The organism is Stenotrophomonas nitritireducens (assembly GCF_050984405.1).
In the GTDB taxonomy this organism is placed as follows: Bacteria; Pseudomonadota; Gammaproteobacteria; order Xanthomonadales; family Xanthomonadaceae; genus Stenotrophomonas; species Stenotrophomonas nitritireducens_B.
This window is the reverse complement of sequence record NZ_CP158790.1, coordinates 2001754-2028727: the sequence shown is the minus strand read 5'-3', so window position 1 is coordinate 2028727 and position 26974 is coordinate 2001754. Positions and strand designations below refer to the sequence as shown.

Here is a 26974-nt window from a genome sequence, read left to right as displayed (position 1 = left end):
CGATCGCGCGCGCACCGGCGACAGCTGTTGAGCACCACGCCGGGACTGCGCGTGGATACGCTAGCCTCGCGAAGGCACGCGCCCGCGCGCCCGATCACCCGCGCCGGCCCGCGCTCCAGGGCGGCGACGGCCAGGCGACCACCGCTTCCAGTCCGCCGTCGGGGTGGTTGCGCAGGACCAGGGTGGCGCCGTTCTTCTCGGCCAGCGTGCGGGCGATGGTCAGGCCCAGGCCGGCGCCGCCGGTCTCGCGCGAACGCGAGGTCTCCAGCCGCAGGAACGGGGTGAACACCGCCTCCAGTTCGTCCGCCGCCAGGCCCGGCCCGCGGTCGCGGATGCGCACTTCCACCTGCCCGTCGCGCGTCCCGGCACGGATGCGCGCCGCATGCCCGTACTTGACCGCGTTGTCCACCAGGTTGGAGAACAGCCGGTGCATCGCCAGCGGGCGCAGCCGCAGCACCGCGCCGCAGCCCTGCTCGAAGGCGACATCGTGCCCGGCCTCGACGGCGTCCTCGGCCACGCTCTGCAGCAGCGAATCCAGATCCAGCGCCACGCGCTGCTCGGCGCTCTCGGCGCTGCGCGCCAGTTCCAGGCCTTCGCGGATCAGCGCCTGCATCGCGGCCAGGTCGGCGACCAGGCGTTCGCGCAGCGCCTCGTCGGCCACGTTCTCCAGCCGCAGCCGCAGGCGGGTGAGCGGGGTCTGCAGGTCGTGGGTGATGGCCGCCAGCATCTGCGTGCGTTCGCCCAGGTGCCGCTGCAGGCGCTGCTGCATGGCGTTGAAGGCTTCGGCCGCGCGCCGCACCTCCAGCGGCCCGTCCACCGGCAGCGGCTCGCGCTGCAGGTCCTGGCCCAGTTCGGTGGCCGCGTCGGCCAGCCGCTGCAGCGGCGAACTGGCGATGCGCGCCACGCCGTAGGCCAGCCCGGCGATCGCCAGCGCCAGCAGCGACAGGAACAGCGGGTCGAAGGCGAACACGCGGTCGTGCGCCATCGCCGGGTACTGCAGCGCCAGCCGCAGCGGCGTGCCGTCGCCCAGCTGCAGTTCCACCAGGCGGCAGCGCGGCGGAATGAACGCGGGGTCGCGCGGGTGCGGATGCGGGCGTTTTACCTTCTTGCGCGGCGGCAGGAAATCGGGGAACGGCGCCAGGCAGGCGCGGAAACCGGCCGCGCGCACGCGGGCGCCGCTGACCGGCCCGTCGCGGTCGGCCAGGATCTCCATCAGCGCGTCGTCCTCCTTGCCGATGCGGAACTCGCCGCGGGCCTCGCGCACGCTGGCGCCGCCGACCGCGAGCAGGCGCTGGCGCAGCTCCGGGTTGCCGTCGAGCAGGTTGACGAAGCCCTGCAGGCGGTCGGCGATGCGCATCAGGTTCTGGCGCTCGAACTCCTGCCGGCGGTGGGTGTCGGCCAGCAGGGTCGCGCCGATCGCCGCGGCCATCATGCCCACCAGCAGGATGACGAACAGCCGCCCGGTCATCGACCCGAGGAAACGCCGCAGCCGGCTCATCCCAGCGTCACCACGCCGGCGAACACGTAGCCTTCGTTGCGCACCGTCCTGATCAGGCCGTCGGCGCCGCCGGCATCGCCGAGCTTCTGCCGCAGGCGGCTGACCTGCAGGTCGATGGCGCGGTCCTGCGTGCCGTGGCTGCGGCCGCTGCTCAGCGCCACCAGTTGTTCGCGCGGGAGCACCTTGTTGGCGTGGCCGACGAATACCCGCAGCAGGCGGAACTCGGCGCCGGACAGCATCACCACGCGCCCGGCCGGATCGACCAGGCGGCGCTGCTCCAGGTCGAACACCCAGCCGGCGAACGTCGCCCGGCGCATCGCCAGCGGTTCCAGGTTGGCCGGCAGCGCCTCGGTCCGGCGCAGCACGTTGCGGATGCGCGCCAGCAGTTCGCGCGGTTCGAACGGCTTGGCCAGGTAGTCGTCGGCGCCCATCTCCAGGCCGAGCACGCGGTCGATCGGCTCGGCGCGGGCGGTGAGCATGATCACCGGCGTGCTGGAGCGCGCGCGCAGTTCGCGGCACAGCGCCAGCCCGTCCTCGTGCGGCAGGTTCAGGTCGAGCACGACCAGGTCGATGTGCTCGCGCGCCAGCGCATGGCGCATCTGCGCGCCGTCGCGGGCGGTGCCCACCACGTAGCCGGCGCGGCCGAGCTGTTCGGCCAGCAGATCGCGGATGTCGCTGTCGTCGTCGACCACCAGCAGGCGGTGCATGGGTCCGTGTTTCCTTCGGGGCCAATGCGCCATGCTACCCGAGCGCGGCGCGCGTCCGGCTTGCCGGACATGCCGGCTGCACGTCCTGGTGCGCGCGTCCCCGCGCCCCCGGCATCCGCCAGCGGCGCAACCCACGGCGGAACGTCGGCCCGCCAGGCCGGCGGACGGGCGCCGGGCGCTACAGGGTGCGGGTGACGTCGGCGCCGCGTTCGGCCAGGAAACGCGCCGCCTGCTGTTGCTGGGTCATCGACAGCGCGTGCACCACCACCGCGCTGCGGCCGGCCGCCACCGCCCGGCGCGCGGCCTGGATGTAACGGTCGTGGTCAGGACGCAGGGCCACCAGCCCGCCCAGGAACAGGCCGCCGATGGCGCCATATAGCACCCACCAGCCGCCGGCGGTCCACGGCGAGTTCACGACGAACGGGACGCCGGCCAGCAGCATCACCGCGAAGATCGCGCCGCCGGCCACCGCGCCGACCACGCACAGCTTCAGGTGCGCGAGCACGATGGTGCGCCAGATGCCGCCGCCTTCCGGTTCCAGCTTGATGTCGACATCGGCCGTGTCCGGGGTGAGCACCTTCACCTGCGCCGGCTGGAAGCCCAGCTGCTGCACCAGGTCCGCCGCCGCGGCCTGGGCCGGCGCCCGCGCCGGGAACACCGCCGCCAGCTTGCTGTTGGACACCTCACCGGTAATGGGATTGTCGGACATGGTCCACTCCTCTACTCGGGGGTGGACCCGGTCTAACAGGCCGCGGGTTGGAAACGCGTGAGCTGCGCGCCGGCGCCGCGACGCGGCTTTCACAATGCCGGCGGCGGGTCACTTTCACCGCCGCTTCGGCGCGCCGGTGCGGCCGCGCATTGCGGGGCATGGGCCACGCCGCCTTCGCCGGGCAACGTGCTCCACGCCCGCCACGCCCTCAACGCGGAACAACCGCTCCGCGAGGACGAGCGCCGCTACACGCGGCGCGATCCCGCTCAGGCCGGCGCGAACACCGGTTCGAGCAGGCGGAAGGCGCCCGCGTCGGCGTCCATTTCCACGCGGCCGCCCACCGGCACGATGAACTGCTCGCGGATGTGGCCGATCATCGCGCCGCGGTAGGCCGGGATCTTCAGCGGCGCGATGTAGTCGGCAAACAGCTGGTCCAGGGTCAGCGAGCCATAGCCATCGCCGGGCGTGCAGCCGGTGCATTCGCCGAAGATGAAACCGGCGATCCGGTCCAGCGCGCCCATCAGCTTCAGCGTACTGAGCATGCGGTCGATGCGGTACGGCGCCTCGTCCACGTCCTCCAGGAACAGGATCTTGCCGTCGAAGTCTGGCATGTACGGCGAGCCTGCCAGCGCGGTCAGCACCGTCAGGTTGCCGCCCACCAGTTCGCCGCGCGCGGTGCCACCGGTGATGGTGCCGGTGCGGTTCTTGCGCGGCACCAGCTCGTCGCCGATATCGACGCTGTTCCGGTACTCCATCAGCTCGCGCCGGAAGAACAGGCGCTCGAACTGGTCGACGTTGAACCGGTTCCAGCTGCCCGAGCCGATCGGCCCGTGGAAGGTCACCAGCCCTGTCTTCGCCTGGATCGCGCAATGCAGCGCGGTGATGTCCGAATAGCCCAGCAGCACCTTGGGATTGGCGCGGATGGCGGCGTAGTCCAGCAGCGGCAGCAGCCGCGCCGCGCCGGAACCGCCGCGCACGCAGACGATGGCCTTGACCTGCCGGTCGGCGAACATGGCGTTCAGATCGCCGGCGCGCTCGGCGTCGGTGCCGGCCAGGTGGCCGTAGCGCGCGCTGTAATGCGCGCCGGTCTTGACCTTGAAGCCCAGCGCTTCCATCGCTTCGCGCGCCAGTTGCAGGCTGAGCTGGTCGCTGCTGGCCGCCGACGGACTGACCAGCCCCACCGTATCGCCCTTCTCCAGCGGGAGCGGCAGCAGGCGCCTGTTCCGCTGCGCCGCCAGGGCGCTGCCCGTGCCCATCAGGGGCAGCAACGCGCCCGCCAACGCCGTGCCACCGAGGAATCGCCGCCTGTCCATGCCACCGCCTGTCTGGAGAAAGTCCGGCCGAGGGTAGCAACCAGCTCGTTCACCCGACAGTGCGGTTCCGGCTTAGGCAAAACCCCTGCCCGTACGTGGGAAAAGCACGTGGCGCAAGGCGCCGGACGCCTTTCACGATGCCGGCGCCGTACCGCACCCATAACCGCGCGGCATGGATGCCGCACGATCTGTCATGGGCGGGCGCGGGTCACTGGTGCTCCTGTCACGGCAAGGCGTTGGCGCGACCACCTCGTGACGGATCGGCCGCATCCGCCACTGCAACGCCCGCACGCCTGTGGTCGGCGACCGCTTCCGTAAGGTCATCGGGCTGCAACGGTCGAAGCGTTGGCCGCAGACCGTCGACCGATGGCGGCTCTCGACCTGCTCCCATCAGAACCGCCGGGACAGCCATTCCTCATGCAGCGAAACCGTCCGAAGGACGGCGACCGGAGGCGCGTCCTGGAAAACGGCAGGAGCACCGCCTTTCACGGCAAAGCCGCCCGAAGGGTGACGACGCGCGGAGATGTGCGTCACGCGAAAACGCACACGCCCAACGAGCGGCTCTTGGCCTGGTACATCGCGGCGTCCGCGGCTCGCAGGTAGTCGTCGATGGTCGCCAGGCCCGACGCGCTGCTGACCAGGCCGATGCTCGCGCCGCTGCGCACCGTGTGCCCGCCGATCTCGTAGGGCACCTCCAGCGCGGCGGCGATCTGCCGGGCGCGCTCGGCCGCTTCGTCCGGGTCGATGGATTCGAGCAGCACGTTGAACTCGTCGCCGCTCATGCGCGCGACCAGGTCCACCGTGCGCACGCAGGCTTCGAGCCGGCGCGCCACCTGCTGCAACAGCTGGTCGCCGACGTGGTGTCCATGGGTATCGTTGACCGCCTTGAAGCGGTTGAGGTCCAGCAGCAGCACGGCGAACATCGTGGTCCCCGTCCGCGGCGGCGCCTCCCCGTCCTTAGCGCCTTCGTGCCGGTGCAGCGCAATGGCATGCGCGAGACGGTCGCGGAACAGCGGCCGGCCCGGCAGGTTGGTCAGGGCATCGTAGGAACTGCCGCGTTCGGCCAGGTCGCTCAACGAGCCGGCCATGCGCACGGCAACGCCGTCCTCGAACTGGGCGACCCCGCGCCAGTTGACCCACACCAGCCGCCCCGACCCGTGGAATGCACGGAAATCCACCGAGAAGTTCGGGCTGTCGCCCGTCAGGTGCCGGCGGCAGACCGCCTGCACCCGCGCGCGGTCGTCGGGATCGATGAGCTGGTGGAGGAAGTCCCAGCCGCCGCCGTGCACGTGGTCGGCGCCGCCCAGCCCGACGATCTCGTGGAAGCGCCCGGACACGTGCAGCACGTCGGTGCGCAGGTCCCAGTCCCAGATGCCGTCGTTGGAACCGAGGGTGGCCAGCGCGTAACGGTTGTCCGACCGCAGCAGCTCCAGCTCCGTGTTCTTCTGCCGGGTCACGTCGATCATCAGCCCGATCATGCGGTTCGGCCGCCCCGGCTCGACCACCGCGCGGCACAGGTCGCGCACCCACACCACCTTGCCGGACCGGGCGATCAGCCGGTAACTCATCTCGTAGGCATAGCTGTGCGTCGCGTTGTACGCCGCATCGTCGATGGCCAGCGCTTCGACCAGGTCGTCGGGATGCACATGCGCCCGCCAGAAACCCGGATCGGCGCGCCACTCCTCCACCGTATAGCCGAACAGCCGCTCGACCTGCGGGCTCAGGAAGGTATTGCCCACCCCACGCTCGGCTTCCCAGACCACGCCGTCGATGGTTTCCAGCAGCCGCAGGAACCGCTGGCGGACCTCCACCAGCACCTGCTCGGTCACCTCGGTGATCTCGATCAGCACGCCCTGCCGACTGATCACCCGCTCGGCCGCATCCGTCTCCGGATGGAGCTGCAGGCGCACCCACCGGTAATCCCCATCGGCGAACCGCAACCGGAACACCGGCATGCCCGAACGCAGGGTGCCCACGTCGTCGGGATGCACGAATTCAAGCAGGGACCGGCCGAGCGCCGCCTCCACCGCATGCCCGGTGAGCGTCTGCCAGGCCGGGTTGAGATACGTGATCTCCCACAGCGCATCGGTCTGCACCACCGCCTCGGGCAGCAGCTGCAGCAGGTGGGCGGGCGGCGCGGGGGTGAGCGGCATACGCAGCTATGGTCACCGAAGCGCAATCGCGCAGTCCAGCACCGGCATCCCGCGTACAACACGATGACGCAACCCGATCGCTTCACAAGGCTGCGGCCGGCACCGGGGCGCGTGCAGGCCCCGTCGGCCGCAGCCTGCACGATCTCCGGATTAGCCCCCCGCTTCGCGTTTTTCGTGCGCCGGCCGAGCAACCTGGAAAGTTCATCCCGAGAGCATGACTTTCAGCATATTTATCGTTTTTCGATATTAATATTATCGTTTAACAACACATCGACTGGAGTTCCCATGAGCCGCATGCCTGCCCGCGCCATCGCCGCCGCCCGTCCCGTCATCCTCGGGCTAACCCTCCTCAACCTGTTGTACGCCGTCGTCATCACCTGCCTGTTCTGCGCCAGCTTCTTCATTGAAGGCTGGCCTTGGAAGCCGCTCGGGTTCGACCTTGCGACGATGCATCCCCAAGCGCCGCTGGGCCTGCGCGCGATCATGGTCATCGGCATATGCTTTGCCGCGATCGTGCACACCGTCCTGCGCCACCTGCTGGCGATCGTCGATACCGTGCGCGGCGGTGACACCTTCATCCTCGCCAACGCGCAGCGGCTGAACGTAATCGCATGGAGCGTGCTGGTCATCGAGTTGCTGCGCCTAGCGGTCATGGCCATTTCCAAGGCAGCGGCACTTCCGGGGCGGATGGATGGCTTCTCGCCGACACCATGGCTGGCGGTACTGCTGCTGTTCGTGCTGTCCGGCGTGTTCGCGCAGGGCGCACGCATGCGCACCGACCTGGACGGAACGATCTGACATGGCCATCGTCGTCCGCCTCGACGAACTACTGCATGCACGCCGCATGACCCTCACCGAACTGGCCGCGCGCGTCGACATCACGCTGGCCAACCTGTCGATCCTGAAAACCGGCAAGGCCAAGGCCATCCGCTTTACAACCCTGGAGGCCATCTGCACGGCGCTGGACTGCCAGCCTGGCGAACTGCTCGCCCGAGATCCCACGCTCGTCGCCGAGGATTGATGCCATGCGGCTCCATCCGACTGCTCCCTTGCTCATTCCATGAGACCACGCACATGCTTCGAACGCTGCTCAGCGCGCTCACCCTGACGCTTGCTCCCACCCTGTCATCCGTCGCCGGCGTGGCTGCCGCTCCGGACACGTTCCTCTCGCAGACCGATTGTTTCGAGGAGACACCCGATTACGAAAGCTGGCTTGAAGCGATCCCCCCGCGCACCGGTGGTCCATCGCTCTCCAAGGCGATGGTGCAATCCCTCGTGCCGGCCAAGGCATTCGCGTTCGCCCGCTCCGCGTTCGATTGCCGCATCGTCACGTATGCCAGCGGCGGGCAGACCGTTTCAGGCTACGTAATCCGGCCCAGAACGAACCCGACGACCAGCAGACTGCCCTTGCTGATCTACAACCGCGGCGGCAACGGTGACTTCGGCCGGCTCGACGCACTGCACCTGTTCCAGACCCTGCTGCCTCTGGCGAAGGCCGGGCATGTCGTGGTCGCCAGCCAATACCGCGACGCAGATGAATTCGGCGGGAAGGACATCGATGACGTCATGCGACTGATCGACCTGTCGCTGGCCTTGCCGGGTATCGATGGTGGCCGTGTTTTCCTTCTAGGGCAGAGCCGCGGCGCGATGACGAGTTACCTTGTCGCACGCCAGCGCAGCGACATCACCGCCATGGCCACCATCGCAGGTGCAACCGACCTGATTGGCGGGTTGGCATGGCGGCCAGAGATGGAGCGAATCTATCAGGCACGCATTCCTGGCTACCTCGACAACAAAGAGGGAGCGCTTGAAGCCCGCTCAGCGCTACGCTGGGCGGAACAACTGCCATCCGACATGCCGATACTGCTGTTGCATGGCGAAGCCGACGACCGCGTCCACGTACAGGATTCCCGCGCGATGGCCGCTCGTCTGCTGGAGCTCAGCCGTCCACACAAGCTGATCGTATATGCCGGTGACAACCACATCCTCCAGCTGAACCAGCGTGCCGCGCGCTCCGAAATACTGGACTGGTTCAAGAGCGCGGGCGCTGGGGGAAAGTAGTCAGAGATAAATGGATACAAGGGACATGGGCGGTTGCTCCTGCGTCATCTTCCGGCCTGATCGTTCCGGCAATTCCAACGAGTGCGGCGGCCCCCACTGATCCCGGGGCCATCCGCGACCGGCACTCATCTGGACCACGTCTGCCATCATCCCCGCAGCCTTCAACTTGGCGGGTGATCATGAAGTCAGCTGGCGGACAGATGATTTTTCCACTGATCATGATCATCAGCATGACACGCACTCCCCCGGAGCGGGGGACGATCACGATCACATCCAGCCCAAGCTGAGCAATGAATTTCGCCCAGCGGACCGTGCGCGGCCCTGTCTGAATGATCTGGCCATGGCCGCGGCGTTGACAACGCCATGCAATCGGGCGCCGGAAAGCCGGCCAATCTAAGCCGTGCTTTCCCAAACGTGATCCGCAAGCAGTTCCCTGTTCCAGCAAAGGAGTAGAACACAACAACTCCACACCAACGGATCGCGAAGCCTCACATGTTGCGCCGGTATTCGCCCCCAACCTCATACAACGCATGGCTGATCTGCCCCAGGCTATGCGTCTTCACCGCCTCCACCAGCGATTCAAACACATTCCGCCGCTCCCGCGCGGTCGCCTGTAGCGCCTTCAGCCCGTCGGCAGCATAACCGTTGCGGCTGCCCTGGTACCCGGCCACGTTGTCGATCTGCTGCCCCTTCTCTTCTTCCGTCGAACGGATCAACTCGATCTCGGTCGCCACTTCGCCGGCATGCTCCTTCGGCAGGAACATGTTGACGCCGACCAGCGGCAGGCTGCCGTCGTGCTTCTTGTGTTCGTAGTACAGGCTTTCTTCCTGGATCTTGCCGCGCTGGTACATGGTGTCCATCGCGCCGAGCACGCCGCCGCGCTCGCTGATCGCCTCGAACTCCTTGTACACCGCTTCCTCGACGATGTCGGTGAGCTTGTCGACGATGAAGCTGCCCTGCCACGGGTTCTCGCAGAAGTTCAGCCCCAGCTCCTTGTTGATGATCATCTGGATCGCCACCGCGCGGCGCACGCTTTCCTCGGTCGGGGTGGTGATGGCTTCGTCGTAGGCGTTGGTATGCAGGCTGTTGCAGTTGTCGAACAGGGCGTACAGCGCCTGCAGGGTGGTGCGGATGTCGTTGAACTGGATTTCCTGCGCGTGCAGCGAGCGGCCCGAGGTCTGGATGTGGTACTTCATCATCTGGCTGCGCTCGTTGGCGCCGTAGCGCTCGCGCATCGCGCGCGCCCAGATGCGGCGGGCGACACGGCCGATGACGGTGTATTCCGGGTCCATGCCGTTGGAGAAGAAGAACGACAGGTTGGGCGCGAAGTCGTCGATCTTCATGCCGCGCGCCAGGTAGTACTCGACGATGGTGAAGCCGTTGGACAGGGTGAAGGCCAGCTGGCTGATCGGGTTCGCGCCGGCTTCGGCGATGTGGTAGCCGGAGATCGACACCGAGTAGAAGTTGCGCACGCCGTGGTCGACGAAGTACTGCTGGATGTCGCCCATCATGCGCAGGGCGAACTCGGTGGAGAAGATGCAGGTGTTCTGCGCCTGGTCTTCCTTGAGGATGTCGGCCTGCACGGTGCCGCGCACGGTGGACAGCGTTTCGGCCTTGATGCGCGCGTAGGTGTCGGCGTCCACCAGTTGGTCGCCGGTGACGCCGAGCAGGCCCAGGCCGAGACCGTCGTTGGTCGGCGGCAGTTCGCCGTGGTACCGCGGGCGGGCGCGGCCTTCGAACATCGCCGCGATCTTCTTTTCGGCCTCGGCCCAGCGCGCCGGGTCGGCCTTCAGGTATTTCTCCACCTGCTGGTCGATGGCGGTGTTCATGAACATCGCCAGGATCATCGGCGCCGGGCCGTTGATGGTCATCGACACCGAGGTGGTCGGCGCGCACAGGTCGAAGCCGGAGTACAGCTTCTTCATGTCGTCCAGCGTGGGGATGTTGACCCCTGAATTGCCGATCTTGCCGTAGATGTCCGGGCGCGGCGCCGGGTCCTCGCCGTACAGGGTCACGCTGTCGAAAGCGGTGGACAGGCGCGCGGCCGGCTGGCCGACGCTCAGGTAATGGAAGCGGCGGTTGGTGCGCTCGGGCGTGCCCTCGCCGGCGAACATGCGGATCGGGTCCTCACCGCTGCGGCGGTACGGGTAGACACCGCCGGTGTACGGGTAGGAACCGGGCAGGTTTTCCTTCTGCAGGAACACCAGCAGTTCGCCCCAGCTGCGGTAGGTGGGCGCGGCGATCTTGGGAATCTGCTGGTGGCTCAGCGACTCGCGATAGTTCTCCACGCGGATGGTCTTGCCGCGCACCTGGTATTCGTTGACCTCGTCGGTGATCGACTTCAACCGCGCCGGCCATTCGCGCAGCAGGCGCAGCGCTTCCGAATCCAGCGACTGCACCGCGTCGTTGTAGCGCTGGCGCAGGGTGCGCAGGCTGGTGTCGGCGGCCGCATCGGTCAGGGCATCGGCCGGATACAGGTCCAGCGCGGCCGGCAGCGCGGCATCGCCCAGCTCCTTCAACGCCTGCCAGCAGCCCTGCGCGCGCTCGGCCACGTCGGCCTGCGATTCGATGCGGGCATTGATCGAACGCCCCTGCTCGGCGATCTCCGCCAGGTAGCGCACGCGGCTGCCGGGAATCAGCACGGTGGCGCGCGGTTCCTTCAGCGTGGTGTCGATGGCCGGGGCGAAATCGCAATGCCCCTCCCCTCCCGCTTCCCCGTCCCCCGTTCCCCGCTTCCCGCGCAGCAGCCGGCACAGGTTGGCGAACATCCAGCTGATGCCCGGGTCGTTGAACTGCGAGGCGATGGTCGGGTAGACCGGCACGTCCTCGTCCTTCATCGTGAACGCCACGCGGTTGCGCTTCCATTGCTTGCGCACGTCGCGCAGCGCGTCCTCGGCGCCGCGCTTGTCGAACTTGTTGAGCACCACCAGCTCGGCGTAGTCGAGCATGTCGATCTTTTCCAGCTGGCTCGGCGCGCCGAAGTCGCTGGTCATCACGTACATCGGGAAATCGACCAGGTCGACGATTTCCGAATCGCTCTGGCCGATGCCGGCGGTTTCGACGATGACCAGGTCGTAGGCCAGCGAGCGGAGGAAGCCGATGCAATCGCGCAGCACGGTGTTGATCGCCGCGTGCTGGCGGCGGGTGGCCATCGAGCGCATGTACACGCGCGGACTGCGCAGCGAATTCATGCGGATGCGGTCGCCCAGCAGCGCGCCGCCGGTGCGGCGCCGGGTCGGGTCCACCGAGATCACCGCGATGCGCATCTGCGGGAAGCTGGCCAGGAAACGGTTGAGCAGTTCGTCGGTGACGCTGGACTTGCCGGCGCCGCCGGTGCCGGTGATGCCGATGACGGGGGCGAGCCGGGAATGGGGAACAGGGAACGGGGAATCGCCGTCCGCCCTGGCCCAGTGTTTGCGCAGCTTCTCGAGCTCGGCGTCGCTGAAGCGGCCGTCCTCCAGCGCGCTGAGCATGCGGCCGATGCCGATCTCGTCATTGATGTCGGGCCTGGCGGAAGCATCCGCTTCCCCGTTCCCGCTTCCCTGTTCCCGCGCGCCCTCGGCGCGCACCACCACGTCCTCGATCATCTCCACCAGCCCCATCTTCATGCCGTCGTTGGGGTGGTAGATGCGCTCGACGCCGTAGTCCTGCAGCTCGCGGATTTCTTCCGGGGTGATGGTGCCGCCGCCGCCGCCGAACACGCGGATGTGGCTGGCGCCGCGTTCGCGCAGCATGTCCACCATGTACTTGAAGTACTCCACGTGGCCGCCCTGGTAGGACGACAGCGCGATGGCGTCGGCGTCTTCCTGCAGCGCCGCGCGCACCACGTCCTCCACCGAGCGGTTGTGGCCCAGGTGGATGACCTCCGCGCCCTGCGCCTGGATCAGCCGGCGCATGATGTTGATGGCCGCGTCGTGGCCGTCGAACAGGCTGGCGGCGGTGACGAAGCGCAGCGGGCTGCGGCTCTCGTCCAACGAGGCACGCTGCGTCTGCGGAAGGTGGGGGGCGGGAATGCTCATGGGCCGTGCGACATCTCGGTTTCTGTTGAAACCGATGATAGGGCCGCGCGCCGCGCAGGTCAGGTTGCAGCGCAGCGTGACGCGCCGCCGCAACGCCTTCCGGGTGCCGCGCCGGACCGGCGCCAGGGCATCGGCCGGCGTGAACATCCCACGGCCGCCGAATGCATTAGAATGGCCGCCCGCGACCCGTCACCCCAACGACGAAGTCGCATTTTTGTTTTCTGGCCCGCCAGTTGCCTGCAGGATCACGGACGTTGTCGCAGTAACGCCCATCGGAGCTTCCATGCTTTTCGAAACCCTCGCCACTTCCGGCCACGAACAGGTCGTGTTCTGCCACAACCGCGATGCCGGCCTGAAGGCGATCATCGCCATCCACAACACCACGCTGGGCCCGGCCCTGGGCGGGGTGCGCATGCGTCCCTACGCCAACAGCGACGACGCCCTGCGCGACGTGCTGCGGCTGAGCCGCACCATGACCTACAAGAACGCGCTGGCCGGGCTGAACGTCGGCGGCGGCAAGGCGGTGATCATCGGCGACCCGCGCACCGACAAGAGCGAGGTGCTGTTCCGCGCCTTCGGCCGCCAGGTCGAGGCGCTGGGCGGGCGCTACATCACCGCCGAGGACGTCGGCAGCGACGTCAACGACATGGAGCAGATCTACCTGGAGACCGGTTACGTGACCGGCGTGCACCAGGTCCACGGCGGCTCCGGCGACCCGGCCCCGTTCACCGCCTACGGCGCGCTGCAGGCGCTGATGGCCTCGGTCAACCGCAAGTTCGGCCATGAGGAAGTAGGCAAGGTCAGCATCGCCGTGCAGGGCCTGGGCCACATCGGCATGGAGCTGGTGAAGCTGCTTCGCGAGCGTGGCGCCAAGCTGTACGTGACCGACCTGGACCCGGTGCTGGTGCAGCGCGCGGTCACCGAGTACGGCTGCGAGGCGGTCAAGCCCGACGCCATCTACGACGTGGCCGCCGACGTGTTCGCGCCGTGCGCGATGGAAGGCGCCATCGGCATGGAGACGCTGGACCGGCTCAAGGCCAAGGTCATCTGCGGCACCGCCAACAACCAGTTGGCCAGCCATGCGGTCGGCGACGAGCTGTACAGGCGCGGCGTGCTGTGGGCGCCGGACTACGCGGTCAATGCCGGCGGCGTGATGAACGTGTCGCTGGAGATCGATGGCTACAACCGCGAGCGCGCCATGCGCCTGATCCGCAGCATCTACCACAACCTCGGCCGCATCTTCGACCAGTCCGAGCGCGATGGAATCTCGCCGCAGCGCGCGGCCGACCGCATCGCCGAGGCCCGCATCGAGTCCATCGGCAAGCTGAAGATGCCGCTGGGCCGCGCCACGCCGCGCATGAGCCGCCTGCGCGGCGAATAAGCGCCGCATCGCGGAACAAACGAAAGGCGGGCGACCAGGTCGCCCGCCTTTTTCGTGCCCGCCGCCGGGAACTCAGAACGCGCGCAGGAACCGCAGCGACACCTGGCGGTTGTCGTCGCGCCCGCCGAAGCGCTGGTCGTAGCCCAGCGACAGCCGCGCATCGCGCGCCAGCCAGGCATCGAGCGACACGCCGAACAGCCCCGACGCACGCGCGGGCTGAAGGCCCTGCAGCGGCGCCCAGGCGTCGATGCCGGTGAAGCGCGCCGACAGCGCGGTACCACTGGCGGACAGCCCCTGCTGCCATTCGGCGTAGCCGTTCACGTCCAGTCCGCGCCAGCGGTAGTTGCCGCGCAGCCCGGCCAGCATGCGCGCCTGGCTGGAACGCCAGTCGCCGGCGCTGAGCCCGAAGCCGTAGCCGCCCTGTTCGTCGAACCCATCGCCGTCGATGCGGGCGTAGTCGGCGCCCAAATAGGGCGTGAGCGAGGCCGCCGCGCCCCCAAAGCGGTAACCCGCCTCGAGGCTACCGGCCAGGAAGCGGCCGTCGTACTGCGCCTGCACGCCGGCACGCTCGCCGCCCAGCAACAGGCCACGGTCCAGTTCGCGCTGATAGCGGCCGAAGCCGAGCTGCCCCAGCGCATACGCCTGCCCCCAGCGCTGCCCGGCATAGAAGCGGGCCTGGGTCTGGCGGTCGCGGCCGCGGTCGCCGGCGATGCCGCCAGCCAGTTCCGCCTGCATCTGCCCGAAGGCGACGCCCACCCGCGCATCGCCCAGGCCGGTTTCGCGGCCCAGCATCCAGCCGCCCAGGCGGTAATCGCTGCCGGCATACCCACCCTGCCCGCCGCCGCCCAGCGAACGCGACCAGGCGCCCCCGGCGCGGCTGCCGCCCTCGCCGAACTGCGCCGACAGCGCACGCCGGTTCATGTCGATGCCGTCGAAGGTCATCGCCGTCGCCAGGGCATGCGCTTCGCCCGACAGGCTGCGCAGCGTCGCCGCGGCCGCCTGCTGGCCCGGGCTCTGCTGGATGGCCGCCGCGGCGCGGACCAGGCCGCCGGCGACCGGGCCGCTGCCCTGCTGCGCGTCGATCTGCCGGAACGCCTGCTCCACCCGCGCCGCGGCGCCCAGCGCCGCCGGGCTGATGCCGGCGATCGAGCGCGCGGCGGCGTTGACGTCGATGCGCTCGATGTCCATCCATGCCTGGGTGGCGCTGTACCCCAGCGTGGCCTGCAGGAAGACGCTCGACGCCGATGTCAGCGCGTCGAAACGGCCGCTGATGCCGCCATCGGCGGTCAGCACGTACTCGCGCGCCTGGGTGACATAGCCCTGGCGCACGCCCAGCACGTGCACGTCGCCGCCCTGCAGCGCGGCGCTGCCACCCACCTGCAGCTGGCCGTTGCCCAGCGTCAGCGCCAGCCGCCCGCCGGGCAGCTGCACGTAATCGCCCGCCACGCGCATGCCGCCCTGCGCGGCGCCGGCCGCATCCAGCTCGACCACGCCGGCATTGCGCAGGTCCGCGCCCATCCACGCGGTGCCGGCCAGGCGTCCGCCGCTGTCCACGGACACGTCGGAATGGTGCAGGTCGCCGGCCAGCACCAGGGTGCCCTGCTGGATGCGGGTAGCGCCGGTGTAGTCCAGGGGCAGCCCGGCGTGGCCCAGCGTCAGCGTGCCGGTGCCGCGCTTGACCAGCCCGCCACTGCCGCTGAGCGCGTTGCTCCAGGTGGAACTGCCGTCCAGCGCGACGGTGACGTCGCCCCAGTCGAACTTCGCCGGCCCCTGCACCGCCTTGCCGACGTTGAGCAGGCCGTAGCCGAACACCGCGTCCGGGCCGGGATCGCCCAGGTCGGTGGCGGTGCCCAGCAGCGTCTGCCGCACCAGGTTGTTGTCGAAATACGGGAACGCCTGCCACACCAGCGCCGCTGCGCCGGACACCAGCGGCGCCGCGTACGAGGTGCCGCTGCCGTAGTAGTAGGAGAGATTCGATGACGTGGCGTTGGCGCCGAGGAACGCGGCGGTGCCCGGTGCGACCAGGCAGTAGTTCTTCGCCACGCCGCAGGCGTTGGAGTAGCTGGCCAGCCGGTCCGGGTTGGCCGTGTCCAGCGCCGCCACCGCCAGCCAGCCGCGCTCCAGGTCGGCCGCCGGGCGCGTGCCGCCGTCGCCCGGCTGGCTCGGCAGCGCGGCCATGTCGCTGGGGTTGGCGCGCGATTCGTTGCCGGTGGCGAACACCACCAGCCCGTCGTTGCCGACGATGAAAGGGCGGTATTCGGCGGCGATCTCCGCCGTCACGTTGGGACGGGTCCAGTACAGGCCGCCCCAGGAGTTGTTCATGATGCGCACGCCGGCGCGGATCAGGTCGTCGTGGATCCCGGCCATCCCCAGTCCGCCGGTCACCTCGTTGCCCTGCCCGGAGCCGTCGTCCTTGGGTCGCTCGTCGTTGATGATGCGCGCCGAGACGATCTGCGCGCCCGGCGCGATGCCGCCGGGCCATTGCCCGGTGGCGGCGCCGGCGGCCAGCTGCGCCACCGTGGTGCCGTGGCCGACCACGTCGTCCACCGCCAGGTTGTTCCGGCGCGGGTCCACGTAGTTGAAATTGGCCAGCACCCGCCCGGCCAGCGCCGGGTGGTTGCGCATCACCCCCGAATCGACCACGCCGATGCGGATGCCGGCGCCGGTGAAACCGGCGGCCTGCGCTGCCTTGGCGTTGGTCAGCGCCAGGTGCGCGTCCATCGCCGGCTGCGGCGTGGTCGGGGTGGGCGGCGGCGAGGTCGGCGGCGGGTTGACCGGCGGCGGCGTGGACTTGGTGCCGCCGCCACCGCCGCATGCGGCCAAGGCCAGCGTCAATGAAGCGGCCAGTACGTTGCGGCCCCGTGGTGCGCTGCGCATCTGCTCTTCCCCCAATGGCTCGCCGGACACCGATGTGCATTCAGGTATTGCCATCGCCCGGCCATGCGATGGCACACCTTCTATACTGCAACGACAAACCGCTGTCTGCCGGGATGTGCCGTTGGTCCAATGGGCACGCCGCCAGCGGCTTTCGATAATCGTTGCAGGATACAACCGAGACCGCACATGTCCGACATCGTCATCGCCGCCGCAAAGCGCACCGCCATCGGCTCCTTCCTCGGCCAGTTCAATGGCGTCCCCACCCCGACCCTCGGCGCCACGGCGATCCGCGCGGCCATGGAGCAGTCCGGCATTCCCGCCGCCGACGTCTCCGAAGTCATCATGGGCTGCGTGCTGCCGGCCAACCTCGGCCAGGCGCCGGCGCGCCAGGCCTCGCTCGCCGCCGGCCTGCCCACCAGCACCGGCTGCACCACGCTCAACAAGGTGTGCGGTTCGGGCATGAAGGCCATCATGCTCGGCCACGACCTGATCAAGGCCGGTTCGGCGAGCATCGTCGTCGCCGGAGGCATGGAATCCATGTCCAACGCGCCGCACATGATCCCGAACTCGCGCACCGGCAACCGCTACGGCAACTTCCAGGCGGTGGACCACATGGCCTGGGACGGCCTGACCAACCCCTACGACGGCCAGGCCATGGGCGTGTTCGCCGAAGGCACCGTCGCAAAGTTCGGCTTCACCCGCGAGGAGCAGGACGCCTACGCGATCGAATCGGTCAAGCGCGCCCAGGCGGCGCAGGCCGGCGGCGCGTTCGAGGGCGAGATCGTTCCGGTCAAGGTCGCCACCCGCAAGGGCGAGGTGGAGTTCGACCAGGACGAACAGCCGGGCAAGTCCGACATCGCCAAGATCCCGACCCTGAAGCCGGCCTTCAAGAAGGACGGCAGCGTGACCGCCGCCAGTTCGTCCAGCATTTCCGACGGCGCCGCCGCCGTGGTGCTGCTGGCCGCCGACGAGGCCGCGCGCCGCGGCGTGCAGCCGCTGGCCCGCATCGTCGCCCACGCCACCTTCTCGCAGGAGCCGGAATGGTTCACCACCGCCCCCATCGGCGCGGTCCGGCAGGTGCTGGACAAGGCCGGCTGGAAGATCGACGAGGTGGATCTGTTCGAGATCAACGAAGCCTTCGCCGTGGTCGCCATGGCGCCGATCCGCGAGCTGGGCATCCCGCACGCCAAGGTCAACGTCAACGGCGGCGCCTGCGCGCTGGGCCATCCGATCGGCGCTTCGGGCGCGCGCCTTGTGGTCACGCTGGTCAACGCCCTGCGCAGCCGTGGCCTCAAGCGTGGCGTTGCGTCCCTCTGCATCGGCGGCGGCGAAGCCACGGCCATCGCCATCGAATTGATTTGATTGGACTTAATGCCTGTTCTACAAAAATGAATGCGCGGTCGCTTGACAGTCGAAATGGGCTTGTCATCATGTTCAAGGCGCGCAATGGCGCGTTGCCTAATCTAACGACGAGGATTCACACAATGAGCATCAACAAGCTGCTGATCGCGATGGCCCTGGGCCTGGCTCTGGCCGCCTGCTCGAAGCAGGAAGCTGCCCAGGACGCCGCTGCTTCGGCCAACGAAGCCGCCACCGACGCCCAGGCCGCCGCCGACCAGGCTGCTGCCGCCGGCGCCGAGACCGCCGACGCCGCCCAGGCTGCTGCCGACACCGCCGCCACCGCTGCTGACGCCGCTGGTGACGCCGCTGCCGCCGCTGCTGGCGCCGCTACCGACGCCGCTGCCGGCGCCGCTGCCGACGCTGCCAAGGCTGCTGAAAACGTGGCCGACCAGGCCAAGGACGCTGCCGAAGAAGCCAAGAAGTAATAACTTCTTCTTCGACGCAAGTCTGAAAAGCCGCTGGTTCGCCAGCGGCTTTTTTTATGGCCGCGCCATGGCCGCGAACGTCCGGCCATCGGCAGGCGACGTACGCCGGCAATCGCCCCGGCCGCTGCTTTCGAGTCCTTGTCCACGCAGGACGCCGGTAGCGGCAACGGAACGCCATCGTTCCCTGGATCTCTCCTGCGGCAACTCCGGCGCCACGACTCCCGGGTACCGCCACGCGTCCCCGGCACGGCGTTGACGCAATCTGAATCCGCGTCCTCCTACGCTGCGCGCGTCGTCCCCCAACCCAGGAGAACGTTATGAAGATCTTCGTCCCGCTGCTGGCCGGCAGCCTGGTACTGGCACTGGCCGCCTGCAACGACCCGAATGCCGAACAGGCCAAGCGCGATGCGGAAGCGGCCGCCGACCATGCCGCCGACGCCGCGCGCAGCGCCGGCGAGTCGGCCGCCGATGCGGCGCGCACCGCGGCCGACCGTGCGGCCGACGCTACCCGCGAAGCCGCCGCCAAGTCCGAGCAGGCGCTGGACCGCGCAGCCGATGCGACGCGCTCGGCTTCGGACGACGCCGCCGTCAAGGCCAGGGAGGCGGCGGCCGATGCCAGCGCCGCGACCGCCGACGCCGCGCAGAAGGTCGCCGACCATGCGCACGACGCGGCCGAGAAGGCGCGCCAGGAAGCCGAAGACGCCAAGCGCTGATCGTCGTTCCCGTGCAGCCGCCGTACGCCGGCTGCACGGGACCTGCCGGCCCGGGCGCGCAAGCCCCGACGTCCGGCCCCTTGTACCGGCGCATTCTCCGCACCACTCGGCGCATGAAGGAACACGCAGCAGCCCGTCGATCCGAGGCATGCCCCCGGCGTGGTTGATCGGGCGGTCGCCGCCGAGAGCGCCGATGCACGCTTGGACGCGGACCAGTAGCGAGTTCCACATCGGCAACATCGCCGGCATCACCACGATGTCGCACGCCGGCCGCGGCATGCGCGGATCAGCCGGACCAGGCCGCCGGCGACACGCGCTCCAGGATATCGGCGAATGCCACGGACGCCTCCAGCATGCCGTAGGCCGGCGGCGCGCAAACCGCCACGCGCGACGCGATGAACGCCGGGGCCACCGGACTGCCCGCGCGCAGCAGCGTGGCCGCCTGCAGCAGGATCGCCAGCGACGCCGCCACCCGCCGCGCAGCCGCTTCGGCCACCACGGCCTCTCCCAGCAGGCGCAGTAGGCCGTCGAGCGCGGCATCGTAGGTGTCGTCGCTGCCGCGCGCGCGTTCCAGTTCGCGCAGCAGCGCCTGCCGCGACAGCGGTTCGCGCGACAGCGCGCGCAGCACGTCCAGGCACTGCACGTTGCCGCTGCCTTCCCAGATCGAGTTGAGTGGCGCCTGCCGGTACAGCCGCGGCAGCATCGATTCCTCGATGTAACCGGCGCCGCCCAGGCATTCCTGCGCCTCGTTGACGAAGCCCGCCGCGCGCCGGCAGATCCAGAACTTGCCCACCGCCGTGGCGATGCGCGCGAACGCCGCTTCTTCCGGATCGTGCGCGGCCGCGTCCACCGCGCGCGCCACGCGCAGCGCCAGCGCGGTGGACGCTTCCGATTCCAGCGCCAGGTCGGCCAGCACGTTGGCCATCAGCGGCTGCTCGACCAGGCGCCGGCCGAACGCAGTGCGATGCCGCGCATGGTGCAGCGCCTGCGCCAGCGCCATGCGCATTTCCGCGGCGGCACCGAGCATGCAGTCCAGGCGCGTAAGCATCACCATCTCGATGATGGTCGCCACGCCGCGGCCTTCCTCGCCGATGCGCCGCGCGCGGGCGCCGCAGAATTCGACCTCGCTGGAGGCGTTGGCCCAGTCGCCGAGCTTGTCCTTCAGCCGCATCAGCCGGAAGGCGTTGCGCGTGCCGTCGGGCAGCCGCCGCGGCAGCAGGAAACAGCTCAGCCCGCCCGGCGCCTGCGCCAGCACCAGCCAGCCGTCGGACATCGGCGCGGAGAAGAACCACTTGTGCCCGACCAGCGAGTACTCGCCCTCGCCGGCCAGCGGCGTGGCCAGCGTGCGGTTGCCGCGCACGTCCGAGCCGCCCTGCTTCTCGGTCATGCCCATGCCCACGGTGATGCCGGCCTTGTCGGCGATGGGCACGTCGCGCGGGTCGTAGCGCGGCGCGGCGGCCTTGGCCGCCCACTCGGCCAGCGCCGGCTCGCGGCGCAGCACCGGTACCGCGGCGTGGGTCATGGTCAGCGGGCAACTGCTGCCGGCCTCGGCCTGGTGGTGCAGGAAACTAAGTGCGGCGCGCGCGACGTGCGCGCCTGGCTGCGGCTGCGACCACGACAATCCGGCCACGCCGTGCCCCTTGGCGACCTCCATCAACCGGTGCCAGGCCGGATGGAAATCCACGGTGTCGATGCGGTGGCCCTGCGCATCGTGGGTACGCAGCAGCGGCCGGTTCCGGTTGGCGTCGAAGCCGAGCCGGTACAGCTCGCTGCCGGCCAGCGCGCCGTAAGCGTCCAGGACGGCGGCGAACGCCCCGCCGCCCTCGCGCGCAACCGCCTCGCGCAGCGCGACGTCGTCGCGCCACAGGTTGCCGCCCGGAAACGGCGGCGGCTGGTTGTGGACCACATGGGTTTCGAACGGCGCGATCGCGTCGGTCATCGTTCAACCTCCGATGGGTGCGGCCCGTGCATTGTGCCGCAGCGGGCGTTCTCGCCGCCTGCACGACGCGGGCGGCACAGTCGGGTGCATGTCCAGCCAAGACGACCTGGTGGTGCTGCGGCCGGAAGGGCTGTATTGCCCGGCCGGCGATTTCCATATCGACCCGTGGCGGCCGGTGGCTCGCGCGGTCATCACCCACGCGCACGGCGACCACGCGCGGCCGGGCATGGGCCGCTACCACTGTTCGCGGCAGACCCTGCCGCTGCTGCGCTGGCGGCTGGGCCGCGAGGTCGCCATCGAGGCGCACGACTACGGCCAGCGCTTCCGCCTGGGCGGCGTGGACGTCTCGCTGCATCCGGCCGGACACGTGCTCGGTTCGGCGCAGGTGCGCATCGACGACGGCCGCCAGGTGTGGGTGGCCTCGGGCGACTACAAGCGCCAGCCGGACCCGACCTGCGCGCCGTTCGAGCCGCTGCGCTGCGACACCTTCATCACCGAGGCCACCTTCGCGCTGCCGGTCTACCGCTGGCCCGACACCGCGGCGGTGGCCGCGGACATCCTGCAGTGGCGCGCCGGGTGCGAGGTGCGCGGCGAGGCCGCGGTGCTGCTGTGCTACGCGCTGGGCAAGGCGCAGCGGCTGCTGGCCGAGCTGCAGCGGCTGGACGCGCCCACGGTGTGGCTGCACGGCGCCATCGCCAACGGCGTTCAGGCCTACCGCGACGCCGGCGTGGCCCTGCCCGACTGCGCGATCGTGGCCGAACAGGGGCGCGACGCCGACGCCGCCGGGCGCCTGGTGCTGGCCCCGCCCTCGGTGGCCGGCGGCACCTGGCTGCGTCGCTTCGGCCGCTGGCAGCTGGGCTTCGCCTCGGGCTGGATGCGGCTGCGCGGCAACCGCCGGCGGCGCAACCTGGACCGCGGTTTCGTGGTGTCCGACCACGCCGACTGGCCGGCGCTGCTGGCGACCATCGCGCAGACCGGCGCGCGCCGGGTGATCGCCACCCACGGCGACAGCGACGCGCTGATCCGCTACCTGCAGGACAAGGGCGTCGCCGCCGAGACCTTCCGCACCGGTTACGGGGACGAGGAATGAAGGCGTTCGCGCGGCTGTACCAGCAGCTGGACCGCAGCACCGCCACCGGCGACAAGCGCGCCGCGCTGGTGGACTACTTCCGCCACGCCGACGCCCACGACGCCGCCTGGGCGCTGCACCTGCTCGCCGGCGGCAAGGTCGGCGGCGCGCGCCGCAAGCTGGCCACCACCACCGAGCTGCGCGCCTGGGTGGCGGACGAGGCCGGCCTGCCGGACTGGCTGGTGGCCGACAGCCACGACCACGTCGGCGACCTCGCCGAAACCCTGACCCTGCTGCTGGACGACCCGCGGCAGCCGGCACCCGAGGCCCCGCTGGCCACCTGGATCGAGCGCAGGCTGCTGCCGGCGGCCAACCAGCCCGAACCGGTGCGCCGCGCCGCGGTGCTGGCCGGCTGGCGCGCACTGGCGTATCCCGAGCGGCTGGTGTTCAACAAGCTGCTGACCGGCGCGCTGCGCGTGGGCGTGTCGCAGCGGCTGGTGCAGCAGGCGCTGGCCGAGTGGTCGGGGCTGGACATCGCGCGCATCGCCCAGCGCATGCTCGGCGGCTGGACGCCGTCGCCGGCGTTCCTGCCGCGGCTGCTCTGGCCCGACGACACGCCGGAGGACCGCCGCCAGCCCTACCCGTTCTTCCTCGCCTCGCCGCTGCCGGGCGCGCCGGAGGCGCTGGGCCCGGCGCAGGACTGGCTGCTGGAATGGAAGTGGGACGGCATCCGCCTGCAGCTGCTGCGCCGCGAGGGGGAGGTGGCGCTGTGGTCGCGCGGCGAGGAACGGCTGGACGGCCGTTTCCCCGAGATCGAGCAGGCCGCCACCGCGCTGCCCGACGGCTGCGTCATCGATGGCGAGCTGCTGGCCTGGCAGCCGGACGCCGACGCGCCGCTGCCGTTCTCCGCGCTGCAGACGCGCATCCAGCGGCGCCGGCCGGGCGCGGCGACACTGCGCGCGGCACCTGCGCGATTGCTGGCCTTCGACCTGCTGGAACAGGACGGCCGCGACCTGCGCGAACTGCCGCTGGCGCAACGGCGCGCGCAACTGGAAATCCTGCTCGGCGCGCTGGGCGATCCCCGCCTGCAGGCTTCGCCGCGGCGGCTGCCCGACGACTGGACGCAGGCCGCGGCGCTGCGCGCCGGGTCGCGCCAGCGCGGCGTCGAGGGCCTGATGCTCAAGCGGCTGGCCTCGCCCTACCAGGCCGGGCGCCGCCGCGGCGACTGGTGGAAGTGGAAGATCGACCCGCTCACCGTCGACGCGGTGCTGCTGTACGCGCAGGCCGGCCACGGCCGCCGCAGCACCCTGCACACCGACTACACCTTCGGCCTGTGGGACGACGGCCGCCTGGTGCCGGTGGCCAAGGCCTATTCCGGGCTGGACGACAGCGAGATCGCCACGCTGGACCGCTGGATCCGCGCCCACACCCTGGAGCGCTTCGGCCCGGTGCGCAGCGTGCCGCCGGAGCAGGTGTTCGAGCTGGCGTTCGAGGGCGTCAACCGCAGCAGCCGGCACAAGTCCGGGGTCGCGGTGCGTTTCCCGCGCATCCTGCGCTGGCGCCACGACAAGCGCGCGGCCGACGCCGATGCGCTGGCGGCGCTGCTGGACCTGGCGCGATGACGCCGCGGCAGGCGCAGGCCGCGCTCGGCGCCTGGTTCGCCGGCCGCGGCTGGACACCGCTGCCGTTCCAGCGCGCGATGTGGCGGCACTACCTGGCCGGCGAATCCGGGCTGCTGCTGACCCCGACCGGCAGCGGCAAGACCCTGGCGGTCTACGGCGGGCCATTGCTGGAAGCGCTGCAGGAGCGGCCGCCGCCGCGCCGCCGCGGCAGCGCGCGGCCGTTGCAGGTGCTGTGGGTGACGCCGCTGCGCGCGCTGGCCGGCGACACCGCGCTGGCGCTGCGCGCGCCGCTGCCGGCGCTGGGGCTGGACTGGCAGGTGGGCCTGCGCACCGGCGACGCCGCCGCCGGCGAGCGCCGCCGCGCGCTGGAAGGCCGGCTCGACGTGCTGGTGACCACGCCCGAATCGCTGTCGCTGCTGCTCAGCCACGCGCCCACGCTGGAGCACATGCGCCGGCTGCGCTGCATCGTCGTCGACGAATGGCACGAGCTGCTGGCGAGCAAGCGCGGTGTGCTGCTGCAGCTGGACCTGCTGCGGCTGCGCGAGGCCGCGCCGCAGGCGCGGACCTGGGGCCTGTCGGCCACCCTGGGCAATCCGCAGGAGGCCTGCCAGGCGCTGCTGCCGGACCTGCCGCAGGCGAAGCTGGTGCGCGGCGCGCGGGCGCGGCCGGTGCGCGTGACCACCCTGCTGCCGGCGCCGGGGGAACGTTTCCCGTGGGCCGGCCACCTCGGGCTGGCGCAGCTGCCGCGGGTGCTGGAGGCCCTGCTCGCCGCGCGCAGCAGCCTGCTGTTCACCAATACCCGCGCGCAGGCCGAACTGTGGCACCAGGCGCTGGCCTCGGTATGGCCGGACGACCCGGCCGCCCTGGCGCTGCACCACGGCTCGCTCGACCCGGCGCTGCGCCGCCAGGTCGAGGACGGACTGCGCGCCGGCACCCTGCGCTGCGTGGTCGCCACCTCCAGCCTCGACCTGGGCGTGGACTTCCCCGCGGTGGACCAGGTGCTGCAGCTGGGCAGTCCCAAGGGCATCGCCCGGCTGCGCCAGCGCGCCGGCCGCGCCCGCCACCGCCCCGGTGCCAGCGGCAGCGTGGTCTGCGTGCCCACCCACGCGCTGGAAACGGTGGAATACGCCGCCGCCCGCCACGCGCTGCGCGCCGGCGTGATCGAGGCGCGGCTGCCGCCGCGGCTGTGCCTGGACGTGCTGGCGCAGCACTGCGTGAGCTGCGCGCTGGGCGGCGGCTTCCGCGCCGGCGAGCTGTTGGCGCGGGTGCGGCGCAGCCCGTCCTTCGCCGCGCTGGACGAGAGCCTGTGGCAGGCGGTGCTGGACTTCATCGTGCACGGCGGCGCCGCGCTGGGCCGCTACCCCGATTTCCAGCGCGTCAGCCTGGACGCCGATGGCGTCTACCGCGTGCACGACCGCCGCATCGCCCGCCGCCACCGCCTGTCCATCGGCACGATCAGCAGCGACGGCAGCGTGCGCGTGCGTTTCCTGCGCGGCGGCGAGCTGGGCGCGGTGGAGGAACAGTTCGCCGGCCGCCTGCGCCCGGGCCAGCGCTTCCATTTCGCCGGCCGCCTGCTGGAACTGGTGCGGCTGCGCGACATGGTGGCCTACGTGCGCGCCGCGCACGGCCCCTCGGCCACCGTGCCGCGCTGGCAGGGCGGGCAGCTGCCACTGTCCGAGCCGCTGGGCCGCGAGGTCGCCGCCTTGCTGGCCGCGCCCGACGCCAGCGCGGAGATGCGCTGGCTGCGTCCGCTGCTGGCGCTGCAGACCGGGCTGTCGGCGCTGCCCTCGCCCACCCACCTGCTGCTGGAACAGGTGCAGCGGCGCGACGGCCAGTACCTGTTCTGCTACCCCTTCGCCGGGCGCCGCATCCACGAGGCGCTGGCGACGCTGCTGGCGCTGCGGCTGTCGCGCCAGGCGCGCAACAGCATCGGCTACGCGGTCACCGACCTGGGCCTGGTGCTGGCGCCGGAACGGCCGCTGCAGCTGGAACCGGCGCGGCTGCATGCGCTGTTCTCGACCGAGGCGGTGGAAGCGGACCTGCGCGAGGCGGTCAACCTGGCCGAACTGGCGCGGCGCCAGTTCCGCGGCATCGCCCGCACCGCCGGCCTGCTGGTGCCGGCGCCGCCGGGCGGCGCGCCGCGCTCGCTGCGGCAGCTGCAGGCGTCCAGCGGGCTGCTCTACGACGTGCTGCGCGAGCATGATCCGGGCCATCTGCTGCTGGCCCAGGCCGAACGCGAGGCGCTGGACGAAGCACTGGACCTTCCCGGCCTGCTGCGCACGCTGCACGACTGCGCGCACCGCCGCGTCGAACTGCGCCACCCGCCCACGCTCACGCCGCTGGCGTTCCCGCTGTGGGCCGAACGCCTGCGCGGCAAGCTGAGCAACGAAACCTGGCGCGAACGCGTGCTGCGCGCCGCCGCGCAGCTGGAACGGCGCCATGGCCGCTGACCTGCCGCTGCGGCTGGCCGGCGAGGAGGTGCTGCTGTGCGGCGAGCGCGCGCTGTACTGGCCGCGCCGGCGCTGGCTGCTGCTGGCCGACCTGCACCTGGGCAAGGGCGATGCGTTCCGCCGCGCCGGCATCGCCCTGCCGCGCGGCGGCACCGGCCACGACCTGGCGCGGCTGGAGGCGCTGCTGCGACGGCTGCCGGTGGCGCAGCTGTGGATCCTCGGCGACATGCTGCACGCGGGCGTGGCCGCCGATGCGGCCTGGCTGGCGCAGTGGCGGCGCTTCCGCCAGGCGCACGCCGACGTCGCGCTGCACCTGGTGCGCGGCAATCACGACCGCGCCGCCGGTACCGCCGCGCTGGACATCGACCTGCATCCGGGAGCGGTGGTGCAGCCGCCGTTCGTATTCGCCCACGAGCCGCGGCCGGACCCGCGCGGTCATGTCATCGCCGGCCACCTGCACCCGGTGGTGCGGTTGCCGGGCATGCGGCGGCGCTGGCCGGCGTTCCACCTGCGCCAGGCGCTGACGTTGCTGCCGGCGTTCTCGCATTTCACCGGCGGGCAGCTGCTGCAGGCGCTGCCGGACGGGCGCGTGGTGGTGTGCGTCGAGGGCCAGGCCATCGCCCTGCCCCCGCATTGA

General features: G+C 70.6%; 19 protein-coding genes. 11 read left to right on the top strand and 8 right to left on the bottom strand.

Annotated features, from left to right (window positions below; genetic code table 11):
• Positions 1-94 precede the first annotated feature (94 nt).
• The 5 genes from ABTV91_RS08695 to ABTV91_RS08675 form a co-directional block, all read right to left on the bottom strand.
• The gene (locus tag ABTV91_RS08695) at positions 95-1498 is read right to left on the bottom strand and encodes an ATP-binding protein (RefSeq protein ID WP_433851072.1); all 1404 of its coding nucleotides are present in this window, start codon (positions 1496-1498) and stop codon (positions 95-97) included.
• Positions 1495-2205, bottom strand: a complete 711-nt coding sequence (locus ABTV91_RS08690) for a response regulator (protein ID WP_433851071.1) — start codon at positions 2203-2205, stop codon at positions 1495-1497. Before ABTV91_RS08690 ends, ABTV91_RS08695 begins: the two co-directional genes overlap by 4 nt.
• Before the next feature lie 178 nt (positions 2206-2383).
• Complete coding sequence (locus ABTV91_RS08685) at positions 2384-2914, bottom strand: hypothetical protein (RefSeq protein WP_433851070.1); 531 nt, start codon at positions 2912-2914, stop codon at positions 2384-2386.
• 266 nt (positions 2915-3180) lie between these two features.
• Positions 3181-4170, bottom strand: coding sequence for a S66 peptidase family protein (locus tag ABTV91_RS08680; RefSeq protein ID WP_433851069.1), 990 nt, complete (start codon positions 4168-4170; stop codon positions 3181-3183).
• A gap of 587 nt (positions 4171-4757) precedes the next feature.
• Positions 4758-6380, bottom strand: a complete 1623-nt coding sequence (locus tag ABTV91_RS08675; protein ID WP_433851068.1) for a PAS domain-containing protein — start codon at positions 6378-6380, stop codon at positions 4758-4760.
• Between the two features lie 285 nt (positions 6381-6665).
• Here ABTV91_RS08675 and ABTV91_RS08670 point away from each other — a divergent pair, with 285 nt between their 5' ends.
• From ABTV91_RS08670 to ABTV91_RS08660, 3 genes are read left to right on the top strand one after another with little or no spacing between them, the layout of a single operon-like run.
• Positions 6666-7178, top strand: a complete 513-nt coding sequence (locus tag ABTV91_RS08670) for a DUF2975 domain-containing protein (RefSeq protein ID WP_433851067.1) — start codon at positions 6666-6668, stop codon at positions 7176-7178.
• Position 7179: 1 nt separating this feature from the next.
• The gene (locus tag ABTV91_RS08665) at positions 7180-7401 is read left to right on the top strand and encodes a helix-turn-helix domain-containing protein (protein ID WP_433851066.1); all 222 of its coding nucleotides are present in this window, start codon (positions 7180-7182) and stop codon (positions 7399-7401) included.
• Between the two features lie 53 nt (positions 7402-7454).
• A complete protein-coding gene (locus ABTV91_RS08660; RefSeq protein WP_433851065.1) occupies positions 7455-8441 on the top strand; it encodes an alpha/beta hydrolase family protein in 987 nt (328 codons plus the stop codon).
• A 488-nt stretch (positions 8442-8929) separates the two neighbouring features.
• Here ABTV91_RS08660 and ABTV91_RS08655 read toward each other — a convergent pair whose 3' ends face one another.
• Positions 8930-12460, bottom strand: a complete 3531-nt coding sequence (locus tag ABTV91_RS08655) for a methylmalonyl-CoA mutase family protein (RefSeq protein WP_433851064.1) — start codon at positions 12458-12460, stop codon at positions 8930-8932.
• 283 nt (positions 12461-12743) lie between these two features.
• Between ABTV91_RS08655 and ABTV91_RS08650 the strand changes: the two genes are divergently transcribed.
• A complete protein-coding gene (locus tag ABTV91_RS08650; protein WP_433851063.1) occupies positions 12744-13841 on the top strand; it encodes a Glu/Leu/Phe/Val dehydrogenase dimerization domain-containing protein in 1098 nt (365 codons plus the stop codon).
• 72 nt (positions 13842-13913) lie between these two features.
• Here ABTV91_RS08650 and ABTV91_RS08645 read toward each other — a convergent pair whose 3' ends face one another.
• Positions 13914-16718, bottom strand: coding sequence for a S8 family serine peptidase (locus ABTV91_RS08645; RefSeq protein WP_433851062.1), 2805 nt, complete (start codon positions 16716-16718; stop codon positions 13914-13916).
• A 186-nt stretch (positions 16719-16904) separates the two neighbouring features.
• Between ABTV91_RS08645 and ABTV91_RS08640 the strand changes: the two genes are divergently transcribed.
• From ABTV91_RS08640 to ABTV91_RS08630, 3 genes are all read left to right on the top strand, one after another.
• Positions 16905-18080 carry a thiolase family protein gene (locus tag ABTV91_RS08640; RefSeq protein ID WP_433851061.1) on the top strand — a complete coding sequence of 392 codons (1176 nt, stop codon included), beginning with the start codon at positions 16905-16907 and terminating at the stop codon, positions 18078-18080.
• 122 nt (positions 18081-18202) lie between these two features.
• On the top strand, positions 18203-18544 hold the full coding sequence (locus tag ABTV91_RS08635; RefSeq protein WP_433851060.1) for a hypothetical protein: 342 nt from the start codon (positions 18203-18205) through the stop codon (positions 18542-18544).
• A 317-nt stretch (positions 18545-18861) separates the two neighbouring features.
• Positions 18862-19257 carry a hypothetical protein gene (locus ABTV91_RS08630; RefSeq protein WP_433851059.1) on the top strand — a complete coding sequence of 132 codons (396 nt, stop codon included), beginning with the start codon at positions 18862-18864 and terminating at the stop codon, positions 19255-19257.
• Positions 19258-19543: 286 nt separating this feature from the next.
• Here ABTV91_RS08630 and ABTV91_RS08625 read toward each other — a convergent pair whose 3' ends face one another.
• Positions 19544-21196 carry an isovaleryl-CoA dehydrogenase gene (locus ABTV91_RS08625; protein ID WP_433851058.1) on the bottom strand — a complete coding sequence of 551 codons (1653 nt, stop codon included), beginning with the start codon at positions 21194-21196 and terminating at the stop codon, positions 19544-19546.
• An 88-nt stretch (positions 21197-21284) separates the two neighbouring features.
• On the opposite strand from ABTV91_RS08625, the gene ABTV91_RS08620 reads away from it, so the two are divergent.
• From ABTV91_RS08620 to pdeM, 4 genes are read left to right on the top strand one after another with little or no spacing between them, the layout of a single operon-like run.
• Positions 21285-22286, top strand: a complete 1002-nt coding sequence (locus ABTV91_RS08620) for a ligase-associated DNA damage response exonuclease (RefSeq protein WP_433851057.1) — start codon at positions 21285-21287, stop codon at positions 22284-22286.
• On the top strand, positions 22283-23887 hold the full coding sequence (locus ABTV91_RS08615) for an ATP-dependent DNA ligase (RefSeq protein ID WP_433851056.1): 1605 nt from the start codon (positions 22283-22285) through the stop codon (positions 23885-23887). The genes ABTV91_RS08620 and ABTV91_RS08615 overlap by 4 nt, the downstream gene beginning before the upstream one ends.
• Complete coding sequence (locus ABTV91_RS08610; RefSeq protein WP_433851055.1) at positions 23884-26337, top strand: ligase-associated DNA damage response DEXH box helicase; 2454 nt, start codon at positions 23884-23886, stop codon at positions 26335-26337. The genes ABTV91_RS08615 and ABTV91_RS08610 overlap by 4 nt, the downstream gene beginning before the upstream one ends.
• A complete protein-coding gene (gene pdeM, locus ABTV91_RS08605; protein ID WP_433851054.1) occupies positions 26327-26974 on the top strand; it encodes a ligase-associated DNA damage response endonuclease PdeM in 648 nt (215 codons plus the stop codon). The genes ABTV91_RS08610 and pdeM overlap by 11 nt, the downstream gene beginning before the upstream one ends.

Excerpts from the sequence above, each read along its gene's own strand:
- ABTV91_RS08620 (WP_433851057.1), top strand. The coding sequence starts at position 21,285 with ATGTCCAGCCAAGACGACCTGGTGGTGCTGCGGCCGGAAGGGCTGTAT.
- ABTV91_RS08635 (WP_433851060.1), top strand. The coding sequence starts at position 18,203 with ATGAGCATCAACAAGCTGCTGATCGCGATGGCCCTGGGCCTGGCTCTG.
- ABTV91_RS08650 (WP_433851063.1), top strand. The coding sequence starts at position 12,744 with ATGCTTTTCGAAACCCTCGCCACTTCCGGCCACGAACAGGTCGTGTTC.
- ABTV91_RS08665 (WP_433851066.1), top strand. The coding sequence starts at position 7,180 with ATGGCCATCGTCGTCCGCCTCGACGAACTACTGCATGCACGCCGCATG.
- ABTV91_RS08645 (WP_433851062.1), bottom strand. The coding sequence starts at position 16,718 with ATGCGCAGCGCACCACGGGGCCGCAACGTACTGGCCGCTTCATTGACG.
- ABTV91_RS08625 (WP_433851058.1), bottom strand. The coding sequence starts at position 21,196 with ATGACCGACGCGATCGCGCCGTTCGAAACCCATGTGGTCCACAACCAG.
- ABTV91_RS08690 (WP_433851071.1), bottom strand. The coding sequence starts at position 2,205 with ATGCACCGCCTGCTGGTGGTCGACGACGACAGCGACATCCGCGATCTG.
- ABTV91_RS08630 (WP_433851059.1), top strand. The coding sequence starts at position 18,862 with ATGAAGATCTTCGTCCCGCTGCTGGCCGGCAGCCTGGTACTGGCACTG.
- ABTV91_RS08680 (WP_433851069.1), bottom strand. The coding sequence starts at position 4,170 with ATGGGCACGGGCAGCGCCCTGGCGGCGCAGCGGAACAGGCGCCTGCTG.
- ABTV91_RS08670 (WP_433851067.1), top strand. The coding sequence starts at position 6,666 with ATGAGCCGCATGCCTGCCCGCGCCATCGCCGCCGCCCGTCCCGTCATC.
- ABTV91_RS08660 (WP_433851065.1), top strand. The coding sequence starts at position 7,455 with ATGCTTCGAACGCTGCTCAGCGCGCTCACCCTGACGCTTGCTCCCACC.
- ABTV91_RS08675 (WP_433851068.1), bottom strand. The coding sequence starts at position 6,380 with ATGCCGCTCACCCCCGCGCCGCCCGCCCACCTGCTGCAGCTGCTGCCC.
- ABTV91_RS08640 (WP_433851061.1), top strand. The coding sequence starts at position 16,905 with ATGTCCGACATCGTCATCGCCGCCGCAAAGCGCACCGCCATCGGCTCC.
- ABTV91_RS08695 (WP_433851072.1), bottom strand. The coding sequence starts at position 1,498 with ATGAGCCGGCTGCGGCGTTTCCTCGGGTCGATGACCGGGCGGCTGTTC.
- ABTV91_RS08655 (WP_433851064.1), bottom strand. The coding sequence starts at position 12,460 with ATGAGCATTCCCGCCCCCCACCTTCCGCAGACGCAGCGTGCCTCGTTG.
- ABTV91_RS08615 (WP_433851056.1), top strand. The coding sequence starts at position 22,283 with ATGAAGGCGTTCGCGCGGCTGTACCAGCAGCTGGACCGCAGCACCGCC.
- ABTV91_RS08685 (WP_433851070.1), bottom strand. The coding sequence starts at position 2,914 with ATGTCCGACAATCCCATTACCGGTGAGGTGTCCAACAGCAAGCTGGCG.
- pdeM (WP_433851054.1), top strand. The coding sequence starts at position 26,327 with ATGGCCGCTGACCTGCCGCTGCGGCTGGCCGGCGAGGAGGTGCTGCTG.
- ABTV91_RS08610 (WP_433851055.1), top strand. The coding sequence starts at position 23,884 with ATGACGCCGCGGCAGGCGCAGGCCGCGCTCGGCGCCTGGTTCGCCGGC.